Annotated in this window: 16 protein-coding genes and 1 tRNA gene; 13 read left to right on the forward strand and 4 right to left on the reverse strand. The window is 58.4% G+C overall.

Going from position 1 to position 15,141, the window contains the following annotated elements; translation table 11 throughout:
* Window positions 1–56 precede the first annotated feature (56 nt).
* Window positions 57–1,409, reverse strand: coding sequence for a capsule biosynthesis protein (locus V6582_RS11450; protein ID WP_156631371.1), 1,353 nt, complete (start codon window positions 1,407–1,409; stop codon window positions 57–59).
* Window positions 1,410–1,544: 135 nt separating this feature from the next.
* Here V6582_RS11450 and V6582_RS11455 point away from each other — a divergent pair, with 135 nt between their 5' ends.
* Window positions 1,545–2,843 (forward strand): capsule biosynthesis protein, encoded by a 1,299-nt coding sequence (locus V6582_RS11455; RefSeq protein WP_337739213.1) that lies wholly within the window; start codon window positions 1,545–1,547, stop codon window positions 2,841–2,843.
* Between the two features lie 9 nt (window positions 2,844–2,852).
* On the opposite strand, the gene V6582_RS11460 is transcribed toward V6582_RS11455, so the two are convergent.
* Window positions 2,853–2,942, reverse strand: a tRNA-Ser gene (locus V6582_RS11460).
* 428 nt (window positions 2,943–3,370) lie between these two features.
* Here V6582_RS11460 and rplU point away from each other — a divergent pair.
* The 4 genes from rplU to V6582_RS11480 all read left to right on the forward strand — a co-directional run bounded on the left by rplU (window position 3,371) and on the right by V6582_RS11480 (window position 5,343).
* Complete coding sequence (gene rplU / locus V6582_RS11465; protein WP_015917518.1) at window positions 3,371–3,685, forward strand: 50S ribosomal protein L21; 315 nt, start codon at window positions 3,371–3,373, stop codon at window positions 3,683–3,685.
* 38 nt (window positions 3,686–3,723) lie between these two features.
* Window positions 3,724–3,996, forward strand: a complete 273-nt coding sequence (gene rpmA / locus V6582_RS11470; RefSeq protein ID WP_015917517.1) for a 50S ribosomal protein L27 — start codon at window positions 3,724–3,726, stop codon at window positions 3,994–3,996.
* Between the two features lie 127 nt (window positions 3,997–4,123).
* On the forward strand, window positions 4,124–4,756 hold the full coding sequence (locus tag V6582_RS11475) for a GNAT family N-acetyltransferase (protein WP_060718758.1): 633 nt from the start codon (window positions 4,124–4,126) through the stop codon (window positions 4,754–4,756).
* Window positions 4,756–5,343 (forward strand): GNAT family N-acetyltransferase, encoded by a 588-nt coding sequence (locus tag V6582_RS11480; protein ID WP_156631369.1) that lies wholly within the window; start codon window positions 4,756–4,758, stop codon window positions 5,341–5,343. Before V6582_RS11475 ends, V6582_RS11480 begins: the two co-directional genes overlap by 1 nt.
* Before the next feature lie 36 nt (window positions 5,344–5,379).
* On the opposite strand, the gene V6582_RS11485 is transcribed toward V6582_RS11480, so the two are convergent.
* Complete coding sequence (locus V6582_RS11485; RefSeq protein WP_337739212.1) at window positions 5,380–6,240, reverse strand: endonuclease/exonuclease/phosphatase family protein; 861 nt, start codon at window positions 6,238–6,240, stop codon at window positions 5,380–5,382.
* Between the two features lie 87 nt (window positions 6,241–6,327).
* On the opposite strand from V6582_RS11485, the gene obgE reads away from it, so the two are divergent.
* The 8 genes from obgE to bfr all read left to right on the forward strand — a co-directional run bounded on the left by obgE (window position 6,328) and on the right by bfr (window position 12,891).
* Window positions 6,328–7,428, forward strand: a complete 1,101-nt coding sequence (gene obgE / locus V6582_RS11490) for a GTPase ObgE (protein ID WP_156631367.1) — start codon at window positions 6,328–6,330, stop codon at window positions 7,426–7,428.
* Window positions 7,425–8,603 (forward strand): glutamate 5-kinase, encoded by a 1,179-nt coding sequence (gene proB / locus V6582_RS11495; protein ID WP_156631366.1) that lies wholly within the window; start codon window positions 7,425–7,427, stop codon window positions 8,601–8,603. Before obgE ends, proB begins: the two co-directional genes overlap by 4 nt.
* Window positions 8,596–9,879 carry a glutamate-5-semialdehyde dehydrogenase gene (locus V6582_RS11500; RefSeq protein ID WP_156631365.1) on the forward strand — a complete coding sequence of 428 codons (1,284 nt, stop codon included), beginning with the start codon at window positions 8,596–8,598 and terminating at the stop codon, window positions 9,877–9,879. The genes proB and V6582_RS11500 overlap by 8 nt, the downstream gene beginning before the upstream one ends.
* On the forward strand, window positions 9,854–10,510 hold the full coding sequence (locus V6582_RS11505) for a nicotinate-nucleotide adenylyltransferase (protein WP_156631364.1): 657 nt from the start codon (window positions 9,854–9,856) through the stop codon (window positions 10,508–10,510). Before V6582_RS11500 ends, V6582_RS11505 begins: the two co-directional genes overlap by 26 nt.
* 35 nt (window positions 10,511–10,545) lie before the next feature.
* Window positions 10,546–11,010, forward strand: coding sequence for a ribosome silencing factor (gene rsfS, locus V6582_RS11510; protein ID WP_041697243.1), 465 nt, complete (start codon window positions 10,546–10,548; stop codon window positions 11,008–11,010).
* A 162-nt stretch (window positions 11,011–11,172) separates the two neighbouring features.
* Entirely contained in the window at window positions 11,173–11,655 is a 483-nt protein-coding gene (gene rlmH, locus V6582_RS11515; protein WP_156631363.1) for a 23S rRNA (pseudouridine(1915)-N(3))-methyltransferase RlmH, read from the forward strand.
* A gap of 138 nt (window positions 11,656–11,793) precedes the next feature.
* Window positions 11,794–12,105, forward strand: a complete 312-nt coding sequence (locus tag V6582_RS11520) for a (2Fe-2S)-binding protein (RefSeq protein WP_060718749.1) — start codon at window positions 11,794–11,796, stop codon at window positions 12,103–12,105.
* Between the two features lie 300 nt (window positions 12,106–12,405).
* Entirely contained in the window at window positions 12,406–12,891 is a 486-nt protein-coding gene (gene bfr, locus V6582_RS11525) for a bacterioferritin (RefSeq protein WP_156631362.1), read from the forward strand.
* A 66-nt stretch (window positions 12,892–12,957) separates the two neighbouring features.
* Here the strand turns inward: bfr and htpG are convergent, their stop codons facing one another.
* Window positions 12,958–14,889 (reverse strand): molecular chaperone HtpG, encoded by a 1,932-nt coding sequence (htpG, locus tag V6582_RS11530; RefSeq protein ID WP_156631361.1) that lies wholly within the window; start codon window positions 14,887–14,889, stop codon window positions 12,958–12,960.
* Between the last annotated feature and the right edge of the window lie 252 nt (window positions 14,890–15,141).

Raw genomic sequence — 15,141 nt, forward strand, 5'->3', positions numbered from 1 at the left:
AAGGGCGCGGAGTTTTTCACTCCGCGCCCTTTTTTATGAAGTCCTGACTGGCGAATTCAGCGGGTTGGGCCGGACCGCGCATAGGTCATATCAGGCACCGCCGCGTCTTCTTCCCAATCGAGTTCGACGGGTCTTCCCAGAACGGTCAGGATGCCCTTGGGCGAGGTAAGCCGCGGTGGCGGATCGATGAAGGCGTCGGGCATATTGACCGTTCCCTCGATAACCCGCTGCACCATGGCGCCAATGGCTGCCTGACGGCCCGCCTTGTTGAAGAAGTCGCCCTTGATCTGAATGGTCGCGGCCATGGCCTTGACGAGATCGCGCATCAATTCCGGATCGACCGGCTCCGGCCGCTTCCAGAAATCATCCAGCCGGCCCTGATGGGTCAGCCCCGGCACGTCAAACACTGCGCAGCCCAGCACGATGGTTGGCTTTTGGGCGCGCAGGCTGTGAAGGCCGACCGTGGAATTGACGATGACCACGCCCGCCGTCTTTTCCAGAATATCATGCAGGTCGCCTTCCTCGATAAAGACGACGCGGTCCTCGATCTTGAACTCGCGGGCGATATGGCGAAGCACCTTGTGCCAACGCTCCAGGCCATTGTCGAGCGGATGCTGCTTGAACAGCAGCTTGCTACCCGCTGGCGCATTCTTGACGAAGGATGCGATCACCTGCCGCATCATGTCGCGCAGATGCCGATAGGGGGAATTGGCGCGGATCTGGTAATCACTCTGCAATTGCAGGGCGACGAGATAGAAAGGCGGCTGGCCGTCCTCCAGAAACCCCTCCGGCAGGCGGGCAGGCTTGACGCCAGCTTTCAGCAGCCAGGGCAGATAATCCACCAGGGCAGAATAATATTTGTCCGCGTTATAAAGCGGATAGAAGGGTCTGCCGAAGAAATTCAGCAGGTTGTAGATCACTTCGTTGACAGCTTCCTGTCCGAATGTATGCGGATATTTCACCGCGATATCAGGTTCTTCCACCTTGGCGGCAATGGCGCGAATAGCCTTCGGATCGTTGGGAAAATGCGAGAAGCGGCCCATGCCGTCGCGCTCGAAGGTCAGCCAGTCAGGCCGCAGATAGCCCCATTCGACCGCGTGACAGCGGACACCGATTTCAGCGCCTATTTCAGCAGCTTTGGCGTGATAGGGCAGGCGGTCCGCATAATAGACGATATCGGTAATGCCCTTTTCGGCAATCAGCCGCCGCAGATAGGCTGGCCATTTGGAAAAGGAACCGCGGTAATTTTTAGCGCCGCGTTTGCGCCAGAACAGAAAATCGCCCAACGTAAAATTCACATGATGGGTTTTTACGCCCGCTTGTTCAAAAGCTCTTGCAAATTCCGTCCAGAGAATGGAGGGAGGCCCTTGAAGGAACAATACGGCCTTTGTCGGCTCAACTGATGTCATTGCGGACGCGACCCCTCGTCTCAATTTCCACGCAAGTTTTTCAATTCAACGGCCCTTATAGGCCATGTTATAAATTTGTCGTATGACTTAAACACCACAGAAGGCAGGGATTCGTTAGAGAATCGTTTATATCGAGTGACAAAGCGACGCACATTTCTGTTTCTCCAAGGCCCGGCCTCGCCGTTTCTCACCGAACTCGCAAGGGTCTTTGAGACGCGCGACATTGCCGTGCGTAAGGTCAATTTTTGTTCAGGTGATGTCATTTTCTGGAAAAAATGGCCTTTTGATTTTTTTCGCGACCGGGATGATGCCTGGCCCGGCTTTCTTGAGCGGCTCATTCTGCGCCACGGCATTACCGATGTGCTGATGCTGGGCGATGGGCGACCCAAACACGCTGCTGCCGTTGCGCTATGCACCAGGCTTGGCCTGCGCGCCCATATTTTCGAACATGGCTATCTGCGGCCAGACTGGTTGACGGTGGAGCCGTTTGGCATGTCCAGCCAGTCGCGTTTTCCAGTCGATCCTCAAGCAATCGTGGCCTTGGCGCAGGGTGTCGAGGCTCCTCAGCCGCGCAGTCCCTATCCGTCCAGCTTTCTCACCTATGCGCTTTATGACCTGATCTATCATATCCCGAATGTCGCGCTCGGCTGGCTGCTGCATCCGCATTACAAGGCGCATGGCCCTGTCCATCCCGTCGTGGAATATAGCGGATGGATTCGCAAGGGCCTGACCGCACGCCGGCGAAAGGCGCAGGCATTGCGCCTGCAACAACGCTATCTGGCAACGGACAAGGAGTTCGACTTCTATCTTTTCCCGCTGCAATTGCCGGGGGACTATCAGATCCGTCGCCATGCGCCGATGGGTGACCTGTTTCGCATCCTGCAAGCCGTGATCCGTTCCTTTGCCCGCCACGCGCCATCCGGCAGCAGATTGCTGTTCAAAACCCATCCGATCGACAACGGCTTGCGCGACTGGTCATCAGAAATAGCGCGCATGGCAACGCGCTGCGGCATTGCCCATCAGGTCGATGTGATTGACGGCGGCGACCTGACGGCCCTGATAAGGGCGAGCCGCGGCCTGGTGACGGTAAATTCCACGGTCGGCCTGACCGCGCTACAACAGGCCGTCCCGGTCATGGCACTTGCGCCGGCAATCTATGACGTACCTGGCCTCACTCACCAGCAAAGCCTCGCCAGTTTCTGGCAGGCACCCGAATTGCCGGATGCCACCCTGCTCAATCACCTGATCCACGCCATGACCGCCACCATCCAACTCCCCGGCGGCTTCATCGGCAAGCAGGCGATTGCTGACGGGGCCACGGCAATGGCCGACAGACTGCTGGCCGAAACAAAACCACTTGCCCACGAACCTTCACCCGAACGCAGCCGTTTCCGGTATGAAAGCGAGCTTTTGGAACTGGAAACAGGGGGCTGAGGTAATAAATGGCGGAGAGGGTGGGATTCGAACCCACGATACGGTTGCCCGTATGCCGCATTTCGAGTGCGGTGCTTTCGACCACTCAGCCACCTCTCCGCGGGTCTGGTCGGCGCTTGTGTAGCGCGGGCTGTCTCATAGCGGCGATTGAGGGGGCTGGCAAGAGCGAAAAAAGCATAATTCTCTGCTGCGTGGTGGATCGCCCGGATGGATCGCAGAGTGGATCTGCCGTCTCCTGTTGCAGGAAAGACAATGGGTGACGTGATTTGATGCGTGGGTGGTTTATCGTCAGGAATTCTCTTTGTGTTTAGGGGCTTTCGCCTTGACAGGTTGGGGCTTCTCACGTATGCGACGTGCGACTTTAGATATGGGTGATCCCTCTGTGCGGGTTCTCAAGTCTATAATCGCTTCTCGCTTTGCCGAGAGGTTTCCACCGGCAGATCTCAAGATCTGCTATCCGACTGACAAAAAGACGGTCGTCCGGCACCTGCCGGTCAGAACCGGTAACGAACATGGAAGGATAAAATATGTTCGCAGTCATCAAGACCGGCGGTAAGCAGTACCGCGTAGCCGCCAACGACGTGCTGACCATCGAAAAGCTGGAAGCCGAAGCTGGTGCTATCGTTGAATTCACCGAAATTCTCGTTGTTGGCGTTGGTGCCGATGCGACGATCGGTGCGCCTTTTGTTGCTGGTGCAACCGTGAAGGCTGAAGTTGTCGAGCATAACCGTGGCAAGAAGGTCATCGCGTTCAAGAAGCGCCGTCGCCAGAATTCCAAGCGGTCGCGCGGCCATCGCCAGCACCACACAGTCGTTCGCATCACCGACATCGTCGCTGCGTAATCGGTCAACGGGAAACCAGGTTTTAAAGGAGAACTCCAATGGCACATAAAAAAGCTGGCGGTTCGTCGCGCAACGGTCGCGATTCCGAGTCCAAGCGCCTTGGCGTGAAGAAGTTCGGCGGCGAAGTCGTCATTCCAGGCAATATTATCGTTCGTCAGCGCGGCACGCAGTGGCATCCGGGCGCAAACGTCGGCATGGGCAAGGACCATACGATCTTTGCACTCACCACCGGCAATGTCACCTACCGTACGAAGTCCAACGGCCGCGTATTCGTGTCCGTAATGCCGAAAACGGCGGAAGCCGCAGAATAAAGCCGGTCGCTTACCAACAGCCGGCGTCTCATCGACCCGGCTGAGCGTACAGGTTCAGTTAGACAAAAAGGGAAGATGAGGCGCCACCTCTCTTCCCTTTTTTCTTACCTCCAAAGGAGACTGAGCCATGGAACGCTTATTACTGAGGGATGACCAATTCCGGTCACCCGACGATCGGCTGAGGCCGGATCGGTTAAGGCAAAGTTGCCCCGTCCTCTTATCGCAGCGGCTGGTTATGCGCGCTCCGCATGTAGAAGACATTGACGCCCTTACCCATCTCGCCAATAACGCCGCCGTTGCGACCATGGTGTCGCGTATGCCACATCCTTACACGGCAGCCGATGCCGCCGATTTTGTGCGACGTTCCAATCTCGGCGAGATCGGTAAATGCGTCTATGCGATTACGAAGGGTGAGAATGGCGAATTTCTCGGCTGCTGCGCGCTCGAGCCGCATACCGACCTGGAGACACTGGAAATCGGCTATTGGCTGGGTGAGCCCTATTGGAACAACGGCTACGCCACCGAAGCCGCTCATGCCCTGATCGACATGGCCTTCCGGACCCGTGACATCGCCTTCATTGATGCCCGTTGCCGGGTCACCAATGTTGCGGCACGGCGGGTCATCCAGAAGTGCGGCTTCCAGTTCCAGGGGTCCGGCATGGTCGGCCATCTGGCTGCCCGTGGCATGGTGCCGGTGGAATGGTACCGGCTGGATCGCAAGACCTGGATGTCACTGAAGAGCTGGGGGGAGATGCGGTGATGGCTGCTCTTGAAAAGCCCCGGCTGCAAACGCGGCTCCCCTCGCTTGGGCCTTGCCCGGTGATCGAAACGCAACGATTGGTGCTGCGTCCGCATCGGCTTTCCGATGCGGACGCCATTGCTGCCTCGCTGAACGACTGGCAGGTGACGCGGATGCTAAGCCGGGTACCGATGCCCTATGACCGGCAGGATGCTTGCGATTGGCTGAACCGCATCACAGCCGGTGTCATGCCGGATTGGCACCTGGCCATCACGTCGGGCGATGACGTTCATATCGGCATGGTCGGCCTGGAGCTGCGCCATGGGCTTTGGCATCTCGGTTATTGGCTCAATCGTTTCTACTGGGGGCGGGGGCTGATGAGTGAGGCAGCCCGGGCTGCGGTGGAACGGTTCTTCCGGCGTATGCCGGAGGCGGTGCTGCATTCCGGCGCCTTTGCCGATAATGCCGCATCGTTGAAGATCCAGGACAAGCTGGGCTTCACCCTGACCCGCTGCGCCGATCTCTACAGCCTGTCGCGCAATGCCATGGCACCGCATATCGAAACCCGCCTGACGCAAGACGGGTTTCAGAGAGCGAAAGCGTTTTAAAGACAGTTGCGGCGGCCGGACGTGGCCGCCGCAACCTCAATCCAATTCCACCCAGACCGGAAAATGGTCTGAGCCGACCGCATCGGTATCGACGCTTGCCGCTTTCAGGCGATGGGCCAGCGAACCGCTCAGGAAGCAATAATCGAGATGCATGCGCATATCCGGCTTGCCCACCTCTTCCCAGCTGTAACTTTCGGCATTGAGTTTGCCGAGCCGGGCCAATGCGTCCAGAGGGGCGTTGGCGCGGGCGGTGCGACCGTAGTAAGCATCGATGGTTCCGACCATCTCGCGATATTCCGGCGAATCCGGCTGCATGTTGAAATCGCCCATCAGCAGGAAATCCTCCGGCAGCGGCGGTTGCGGCAGGGCAAATTCCTGTCCACCGGTCATCGCGCCGCCTTCCTGGATGAAGTTGATGGCGCGGTCCTTGAGGAACCGGATCTGGGCGATGCGCTCGTCCGGTGCGACATGGTCGAGATGGACGGAATAGACCCGGAGCGCCCCGCCGGGCGCATCGATCACCGCTTCGGTCGCGGCGCGCTGATTGTTGAGCTTTTCGAAGGTGCGGGTGCGCGGCAACAGCAGCATCCGGTTGGCCAGGATCGGCCAGCGCGACAACACCATATTGCCAAACTGGAAGCGCTTGTCGACGCGGCGGCCTTTGATCAGCGCCGAGGAGGCGTGCAGGTCGCAGGCCGGTCCATAGACCCAATGATATTCGGGAAAATGGTTGGCGAAGATCTCCGGCAGGTCGGCCCCACCATTGGCGGGATAACCGCGGGTGACTTCCTGGAGGGCGATCACATCGGCGCCCTCCAGGTTTTTGGCAATCCTGATGGGGTCGAATTTGCCGTCCAGGCCGATCCCATATTGAATATTGTAACTGACGAAACGCACGATACTCTTTGACCTCCGCGTCAAGCGGCGATAACGATGGCCGCATATATGATATGAGTATCCTGACACAGGAAGTATGGCAGCGACATGAAATTTCTCGACGAGGCAAAGGTCTATATTCGATCAGGTGACGGCGGCGCAGGTGCCGTCTCGTTCCGCCGCGAGAAGTTCATCGAGTTCGGCGGGCCGGATGGTGGCGATGGCGGGCGCGGTGGCGATGTTTGGGTGGAGGCCGTCAATGGTCTGAACACCCTGATCGATTTTCGGTTTCAGCAGCATTTCAAGGCGACGGTCGGCACCCATGGTATGGGGCGCAACCGCACCGGCGCGAATGGCGAGCATGTGACGCTGAAAGTGCCTGTCGGGACCCAGATCTTCGAAGAAGATGCGGAAACGCTGATTGTCGATATGGTCACCGAGGGCCAGCGCTTCCGGCTGGCAGCGGGCGGTAATGGCGGCTTTGGTAATGCGCATTTCAAATCGGCCACCAATCAGGCGCCGGATTGGGCCAATCCCGGCCTGGAAGGCGAAGAAAAGACCATCTGGCTGCGGCTGAAGCTGATTGCCGATGCTGGTCTGGTTGGCCTGCCCAATGCCGGAAAATCCACCTTCCTGGCGGCGGTGACGCGGGCGCGTCCGAAAATCGCCAATTATCCGTTCACCACGCTGCATCCTAATCTGGGTGTGGCGACCGTGGATGAGCGTGAGTTCATCCTGGCCGACATTCCGGGCCTGATCGAAGGTGCCCATGAAGGGGTTGGCATTGGCGACCGCTTCCTCGGCCATGTCGAGCGCACGCGGGTGCTGCTGCATCTGGTGTCTGCCCAGGAAGAGGATGTCGCCAAGGCCTACACCACGGTTGCTCATGAGCTGGAAGCCTATGATGGCGGCCTGGAAGACAAGCCTGAGATCGTCGCCCTGTCGCAGATCGACGTGCTGGACGAGGATGAGCTGAAAAAGAAGCTCAAGGCCCTGCAAAAGGCCTGCGGCAAGAAGCCGATGATGATTTCCGCCATTACCGGCAAGGGAATGCTCGAAGTCCTGCGGGCGTTGCGCGATGTGATCGTTGAAAATCGCAGCTATGACGACGAGACGATTTCGCAGCGGCCGAAGAAACATCGCCATAAGCTCGAAGATCGGGCCCAACACGAAGATGGACCAGAGGAGAGTGAGGAGGGCGAGGAATGAGCGCACCGCTTGCCTCTCTCTCGCAGTATAAGCGGATCGTCATCAAAATCGGCTCGGCCCTGTTGGTGGACCGGGGTTCCGGCCTGAAACATGCTTGGCTTGATGCCGTCTGTGACGATATCGCCGCTCTGCGCGCCAAAGGTGTCGAGGTGCTGGTCGTGTCATCTGGCGCCATTGCGCTTGGCCGCACGGTGCTGAACCTGTCAGCGGGGGCCTTGAAGCTGGAAGAAAGCCAGGCGGCGGCAGCCGTGGGGCAAATCGCTCTGGCGCGGCATTGGTCGGAAAGCCTGTCGCGGTCATCAATCGTTGCCGGGCAGATCCTGCTGACGCTGGGGGATACGGAGGAGCGCCGCCGCTATCTCAATGCGCGCGCCACCATCAATCAGCTGTTGAAGCTAGGGGCGGTGCCGATCATCAACGAAAACGACACGGTGGCGACCACCGAAATCCGCTATGGCGACAATGATCGTCTGGCGGCCAGGGTGGCGACGATGACCGGTGCTGATCTGCTGATCCTGCTCTCCGATATCGACGGGCTCTATACCGCGCCGCCGCATCTCGATCCTGAGGCAAAACTTCTGCCTGTGATTGCCGAAATCACCCCGGAAATCGAGGCGATGGCAGGCGGTGCGGCCTCGGAATTTTCGCGCGGCGGCATGCGCACCAAGATTGATGCGGGCAAGATCGCCACAAGTGCGGGCTGCGCGATGATCATCACGTCGGGCAAGCTGCTCAATCCGCTGCGCGGCATTGATGAGGGTGCGGCCCATTCCTGGTTTGCACCGTCTGCCATGCCAGTGACGGCCCGCAAGACCTGGATTGCCGGACAATTGCAGCCCGCCGGTATTTTGAGCGTCGATGCGGGCGCTGAAACAGCCCTTCGGGCTGGCAAGAGCCTGTTGCCCGCAGGCGTGCGCGAGGTGTCCGGGCAATTTCATCGTGGCGACACGATTTCGGTGATCGGGCTTGAGGGACGGGAAATTGCCCGTGGCCTGGCGGGTTACGATGCCGATGAGGCGCGCCGCATCGCCGGTCATAAATCGGCGGAGATCGAAGCGCTGCTCGGCTATGCCGGGCGCTCAGCAATGATCCACCGGGATGATCTGGTGATGACGGAACAGACCGGCAGGAAAACCGGCAAGAGTGCAAAGAAGAAGGACGAGGCCCATGCTTGACATAGTCGCCAAGGCGGATGGTATTGACGCGCTGATGCTGGACATCGGCGCCAAGGCCAAGGCCGCTGCGCGACCGTTGGCTATTGCCTCGGCTGACCAGAAGAATGCCGCGCTGGTGGCGATGAGTGAGGCGATCCTGACTAGAAAAAGCCAGATCATCGCCGCCAATGCCATCGATCTCAAGGCTGCGCAAACGGCAGGGCTGGCGGCTTCCTTCATCGACCGGCTCACGCTGAATGAAGAGCGGATCACCGCGATGGCCAAGGGCCTGCGCGAGGTGGCTGAGCTGAAGGACCCGGTCGGGGAAGTCATCGCGGCCTGGGAGCGTCCGAACGGTTTGCAGATCGAGCGGGTCCGCACGCCGCTCGGTGTGATCGGAGTGATTTATGAGAGCCGCCCGAATGTGACGGCGGATGCGGGGGCGCTTTGCCTGAAATCCGGCAACGCCGTGATCCTGCGCGGCGGCTCGGATTCGGTCAATTCCTCGCGCGCCATTCATGCCTGCCTGGTGGCGGGGCTTGTGGCCGCCGGCCTGCCGGACCATGCCATCCAACTGGTGCCGGTCACGGATCGCGCCGCGGTTGGCGCGATGCTGACCGGGCTGAACGGCACGATTGACGTGATCGTGCCGCGGGGCGGCAAGAGCCTGGTGGCGCGAGTGCAATCGGATGCGCGCGTGCCGGTCTTTGCCCATCTGGAAGGGCTGTGCCACGTTTATGTCGATGGCTCCGCCAATCTCGACATGGCGAAAAACATCGTCGTCAATGCCAAGATGCGCCGGACCGGTATTTGCGGCTCGGCGGAAACCCTATTGGTCGATAGCGCTGCCATCGGCAGCCATTTGATGCCACTTCTCGAAGCCCTGACCGAGGCGGGTTGCGAGATCCGAGCCTCGGCGACAGTACTGAAAGTCTTTCCCGGCCTGAAACCTGCCGTGGACGAGGACTGGCGCACCGAATATCTCGATGCGATCATCTCGGTTGCCGTTGTCGATGGCATCGGTGGGGCCATCGACCATATCGCCCGCTATTCTTCCAACCATACCGAGGCGGTGATTGCTGAAGATCCTGTTGTGGTCGAGCGGTTCTTCAACGAAGTGGATTCGGCCATCCTGCTGCACAATGCTTCAACCCAATTTGCCGATGGCGGCGAATTCGGCATGGGCGGGGAAATCGGCATTGCCACCGGCAAGATGCATGCGCGCGGGCCGGTTGGCGTCGAGCAATTGACCTCGTTCAAGTACCGGGTGCATGGCACCGGCCAGATTCGGCCCTGACGTGAGCCATCCCGGGGTCGCTGCACACTATCTGCGCATGCCGCATACCGAGCGTGGCATGGTGGTTGGCCTGTTCGGCGGATCGTTCAATCCGCCGCATCAGGGGCATGTGCTGGTGGCTGAGATTGCCCTTCGCAGGCTGGGCCTGGATCAGTTGTGGTGGATGGTGACACCCGGAAACCCGCTGAAAAACCACAGTCAGCTGGCCCCTCTGGCCGAGCGATTGGCGCTATGCGAGGACCTGGCGCAGGACCCCCGGCTGAAGATCACCGCCTTTGAGGCACAGCTGGGGACGAGCTATACCGCGCGCACGCTGGACCATGTGAAGCGGTTGAACCCGCATGTGCATTTCATCTGGATCATGGGTGCGGATAATCTTCGCTCCTTTCACCATTGGCAGGATTGGCAGAACATCGCCATGACCTTTCCAATCGCTGTTATCGACCGGCCCGGTGCGACTCTGTCTTATCTGTCATCGAAAATGGCGCAGCGCTTCGATTTTGCCCGGGTCGATGAAAGCGATGCCGGTGTGCTGTGGCGCAGGCAGGCGCCCGCCTGGACCTTCATTCACGGACCGCGTTCGATGCTCAGTTCTACAGCGCTTCGCACAGGGCCTGTCTTGAAAGATTAACTATTCAGTGCCACCTTATTCTTGGCTCACTGGCAATGGGTGCCTCTGAGTCGTTTTCGTGCTGTTACCGACGGAAAGGACAAACTCTGACAACAGTACACACCAAGGGCCGCGCCACTGTCGCGATCCCGCAAAGCCCGGAACGTGGCGTCGATGCCGCAGCCCGCGCGCTTGAGCTGGTCCTCACGAGCCTTGAGGACTCGAAAGCAGAAGATATCGTCTCTATCGACATTGCCGGAAAATCGGCGCTGGGCGACTACATGGTGGTCGTGTCCGGTCGCTCGTCCCGTCACGTCGTGGCGATCTGCGAACATCTCGTTTCCGATCTGAAGGATGAAGGCTTTGGCGCCCCGCGCGTCGAGGGTCTTGAGACCGGCGATTGGGTACTGATCGACGCCGGAGACATTATCATACATGTCTTCCGCCCTGAAATCCGCGAGTTCTACAACATCGAAAAGATGTGGGCCGCTCCGGATATCGAGGAAAGCCGACTGCACTAACCCTCACAGGCCGTATATTTGACGGTCTGGAGATGGTATCGAGCCCGATAAGGCAATGATCGTCGCGTGTTTTCGACGGGATGATCCTTGTCTGCCAGGAAAGCGAGCGGATCTCCGCTCGGTTGCTTCTGGTTTTGCGGATCGAACCCTCAAGAGGATGGGATGCGGATAGGCATTGTTGCCGTTGGCCGGTTGAAAGCCGGGCCAGAGAAAGATCTTGTGTCACGCTATCTGGACCGTTTTGCCAAGGCCGGTCCGGCAAGCGGGCTGGAATTTTCCCGGGTCAGTGAGTTGCCGGAAAGCAGAGCCTCGAATTCCGCCACCCGCAAGCGGGAAGAGGCGGTGCAGATCGAAAAATCCCTGCCGGACAATCCTCTTGTCGTGGCGCTGGATGAACGCGGCAAAAGCTGGGACAGCCAGGAATTTGCGGCTTATATCGGCGACCATAAGGATCGCGGTCGCCGCGACATGGTCATCGTTATCGGCGGGGCCGACGGGTTGGACCCGGATTTCCGCGATCGGGCCGATCTGGTGCTGAATCTGGGAAAGATGACCTGGCCGCATCAACTGGTGCGCATCATGCTGGCCGAACAGCTTTACCGTGCCGTTACCATCCTCTCCGGTCATCCCTATCATCGGTCCTGACGCATTTCATGCGCGCAAAACAACATCCTTGTGATTGCCAGGTTTTGTAGATCGTCATGTTTTTTCTTGACAGACAGCCTCTTGTTTAGCCATAAAACGAGAGAGTAGATGTCATGTTTGTTTAACGGGCTGAAGCCGATGCTGGTGTGCAGTTGCAATTTCATTACTGAGAAAGAAATCCGCGACACGATCACGGAATTTCTCGAGCAGGACTGTTGGCAGTTGATCGTGCCTGCAAAGGTCTATCACGCCATGGAAAAGCGTGGTCGCTGTTGTGGGTGCTTCCCGAATGTCGTGGATATCATTGTCTCGACGACCCAGGCCTTTCACGCTCAGCGCAATAGCGATGGCGAAAACCTCGTGAATTTCATGGAGCGCCTGAAGCGTTTCCAGGAAGAACAGAAGAACGAACTCATCGAACGCCGCAATCGTGTCAGCCGGACCGCCTGATCACCTCCTGCGTTGAGATACTCAAAGCCACCCAGAGCCCCGCTTCACGCGGGGTTTTTTCGTTTAACTGTCTGTACGGGTGTCACAAAGTGCCCGTGTCCATCTCATATCTTTTTCGTCTTTTTGGAATCATTCTAAAATTAATGCTCGACTTGGCAATTCAATCCTGCTTTTATCGCGCATATCGCTGGCATGTTATGCGAAGCGTTATAAAACATTGGAGTGCACTCATAATTCTGTCGGTTGTAGGCAATCGAAGTAATTATCCGTGCCGGTAACCGTTTAGATAGGGGTCCTGCGATGAAGGGCGATGCAAAAGTTATTGAACGTTTGAACCAGGCGTTGTTTCTGGAACTGGGTGCTGTCAATCAATATTGGCTGCACTTCCGTCTTCTGGAAGATTGGGGCTATACCAAGCTTGCCAAGAAGGAGCGTGCGGAATCCATCGAAGAAATGCAACATGCCGACAAACTGGTCGAGCGGATCATTTTTCTGGAAGGCCACCCCAACCTTCAGACCCTGGCGCCTTTGCGCATCGGCCAGACGGTCAAGGAAGTGCTGGAGGCCGATCTGGCTGGCGAATACGAAGCCCGCACGGCTTACAAGGAATCCCGCGATATCTGTTATCAGGCTGGTGACTACGTCACCATGAAGCTGTTCGAACAGCTGCTGATGGATGAGGAAGGCCATATCGACTTCCTCGAAACCCAGCTCGAGCTGTTCTCCAAGCTTGGCGCCGAAAAATACGGCCAGCTCAACGCCGATTCCGCCGACGCCTCGGAATAATCCTCCTTCATCGGAAAAGGCCCGGTTTGCAGATGCGAACCGGGCCTTTTCGCTATTATGTATTTATCAGGCGCGAAGCGCCTTTTCGAACAGCCGTCCCATGCGCTCCGCAAAGGCTCGGGCATCGGCTGGCTTTTCACCATCGAGAATACGGGCCTGGTCGTAAAGCAGGTGGATGGCATCATTTTGCAGGGCCGGTGCATGCTGGGCACCTGCCATCGCTTTTACTAGCGCGTGATCGGCATTCAGCTCCAACACCGGCTTGGAGGTCGAGGCAAGCTGGCCTGCTCCGGCCAATATTTTCTCCAATTGACGGTCATAACCGCTTTCTGGTGCCACAAGGCAGACGGGGCTTTCGGTCAGCCGGTCTGAGGCGCGGACATCGGCAACCTGATCTTTCAACTGCTCCTTGGCGAGCGCCAGGAAGCCGGCAATATCGGCTTTTGCCTGGTCGTTGCTATCCTGGTCGCTATTAGCCCCGGTGTCGGCCTTGGCGAATTTGGCAAGGTCTGCTGCACCCTGGCTGACGGATTTGAAGGTCTTGCCCTCGAATTCCGGCGCATTCATCACCCAGAAACTGTCGATCTGGTCGGAAAGCAGCAGAACCTCGATACCACGGGCGCGAAAACCTTCGAGCTGCGGCGAGGCTTTCAGCTGTTCGAGGTTGCTGCCGGTCAGATAATAGATGCTGTCCTGCTCCGGCTTGATGTCCTTGAGATAATCGGCAAGGCTTCGCTGGTCGTCGCCTGATGTCGTGGTGCGAAAACGGGTAAGTCCCAGCAATTGGCTGCGCCGTTCGAAATCCTCATAGAGCCCTTCCTTCAACACGGCGCCGAAATTTTCCCAGAGCGTCTTGTAGGTTTCCGGCTCATTCTCGGCCAGCTTTTCCACGGAGGTCAGGATGCGATTGGTCACGCCCTTGCGAATGGCCGACAGGATCGGGCTTTCCTGGATCATTTCACGCGATACGTTCAGCGGCAGGTCGGCGGTATCGACCAGACCGCGCACGAAGCGCAGGTAACGCGGCAGAAGTTCGGCATCGTCGGTGATGAAGACCCGTTTCACGTAGAGCTTGATACGGCCTTTGCGGTCCGGATCGAACAGGTCGAAAGGAGGCATGCCGGGGACAAAGGCAAGGGCGGTATATTCATGCCGGCCTTCGGCGCGGAAATGCACAGTCAAGGCAGGTTCGTCATATTGTCCGGAAATACCGCGGTAGAAATCGGCATATTCCTCGCTGCTGATCTCGGATTTCGAGCGGGTCCAGAGTGCTGTGCCTTCGGTGATCCGGGTCGGTTCCTCGCCGGGCTTTTCAACCAGGGTGATCGCCACCGGGACATGGCCTGACTGCTGCTTGACGATCCGCTCCACCCGAGCGCGGGTGGCATAGTCCTTGGCATCCTCCATCAGATGCAGGGTGATCCGGGTGCCACGGGCTGGCGCGTCATCGGCATCGATCTCGCTGATGGAATAGCTGCCCTTGCCATCGGAAGACCAGGCCCAGGCTTGCGCCTCACCGGCACGGCGCGTTGCCACATCCACCTTGTCCGCCACCATGAAGCAGGAATAGAAGCCGACGCCAAACTGGCCGATCAACTGGGCGTCCTCACCAGTCTTGCCGGCTTCAGCCTTGCTGGCCTCGATCCGTTCCATGAAGGCACGAGTGCCGGACCGGGCAATCGTCCCCAGCGCTTCGATCAACTCGGCCCGGCTCATGCCAATGCCATTGTCTTCGAGGATCAATTGCCTGTTATCCGCATCGAGCCGCAGCTGGATGCGGGGATCGGGATCGCTGGTGAGAAGGCCCGGCGTGGTAATCGCTTCATAACGCAGTTTCTCGCAGGCATCGGCGGCATTGGAGACCAGTTCCCGCAGGAACACATCCTTGTCCGAATAAACCGAATGCACCATCATATGCAGAAGGCGCGCGACATCGGCTTCAAACACATGAGATTCTGGTGCGGCTTCGGCCAGCTTTTCGGCGGTTTCTGTCGACATTGTAACTCCCGTATGACGTCAGGCAGCATGCCTGGACTGGTCCTGTGACCGGTCGCTCAGCATGCGGCAAAAAGAGCATTTTGCTGGCATCGCAAAGGGTGTCCCACCTGCGGCCCGCAACCGCCTTCAGGTGGCGAAAGATCAGGTGAAATTCAAGAGCTGAGATGTTGGCGGGATGATCGACATCCGCTTTTTTGAGCTGCGCTGAAGCATTGATGCGCCCGGACGTGGGGATGACGTCGGCACATTGGG

The sequence above is a fragment of the Agrobacterium vitis genome (assembly GCF_037039395.1).
GTDB classification, from domain to species: Bacteria; Pseudomonadota; Alphaproteobacteria; order Rhizobiales; family Rhizobiaceae; genus Allorhizobium; species Allorhizobium vitis_E.

Bases quoted from the DNA above. Each gene is read 5' to 3' on its own strand.
- rplU (WP_015917518.1), top strand. From the start codon at position 3,371: ATGTTCGCAGTCATCAAGACCGGCGGTAAGCAGTACCGCGTAGCCGCC.
- V6582_RS11475 (WP_060718758.1), top strand. From the start codon at position 4,124: ATGGAACGCTTATTACTGAGGGATGACCAATTCCGGTCACCCGACGAT.
- rlmH (WP_156631363.1), top strand. From the start codon at position 11,173: ATGCGGATAGGCATTGTTGCCGTTGGCCGGTTGAAAGCCGGGCCAGAG.
- rsfS (WP_041697243.1), top strand. From the start codon at position 10,546: ATGGGTGCCTCTGAGTCGTTTTCGTGCTGTTACCGACGGAAAGGACAA.
- V6582_RS11450 (WP_156631371.1), bottom strand. From the start codon at position 1,409: ATGACATCAGTTGAGCCGACAAAGGCCGTATTGTTCCTTCAAGGGCCT.
- obgE (WP_156631367.1), top strand. From the start codon at position 6,328: ATGAAATTTCTCGACGAGGCAAAGGTCTATATTCGATCAGGTGACGGC.
- htpG (WP_156631361.1), bottom strand. From the start codon at position 14,889: ATGTCGACAGAAACCGCCGAAAAGCTGGCCGAAGCCGCACCAGAATCT.
- V6582_RS11505 (WP_156631364.1), top strand. From the start codon at position 9,854: ATGGCACCGGCCAGATTCGGCCCTGACGTGAGCCATCCCGGGGTCGCT.
- rpmA (WP_015917517.1), top strand. From the start codon at position 3,724: ATGGCACATAAAAAAGCTGGCGGTTCGTCGCGCAACGGTCGCGATTCC.
- V6582_RS11520 (WP_060718749.1), top strand. From the start codon at position 11,794: ATGCTGGTGTGCAGTTGCAATTTCATTACTGAGAAAGAAATCCGCGAC.
- V6582_RS11500 (WP_156631365.1), top strand. From the start codon at position 8,596: ATGCTTGACATAGTCGCCAAGGCGGATGGTATTGACGCGCTGATGCTG.
- bfr (WP_156631362.1), top strand. From the start codon at position 12,406: ATGAAGGGCGATGCAAAAGTTATTGAACGTTTGAACCAGGCGTTGTTT.
- proB (WP_156631366.1), top strand. From the start codon at position 7,425: ATGAGCGCACCGCTTGCCTCTCTCTCGCAGTATAAGCGGATCGTCATC.
- V6582_RS11480 (WP_156631369.1), top strand. From the start codon at position 4,756: ATGGCTGCTCTTGAAAAGCCCCGGCTGCAAACGCGGCTCCCCTCGCTT.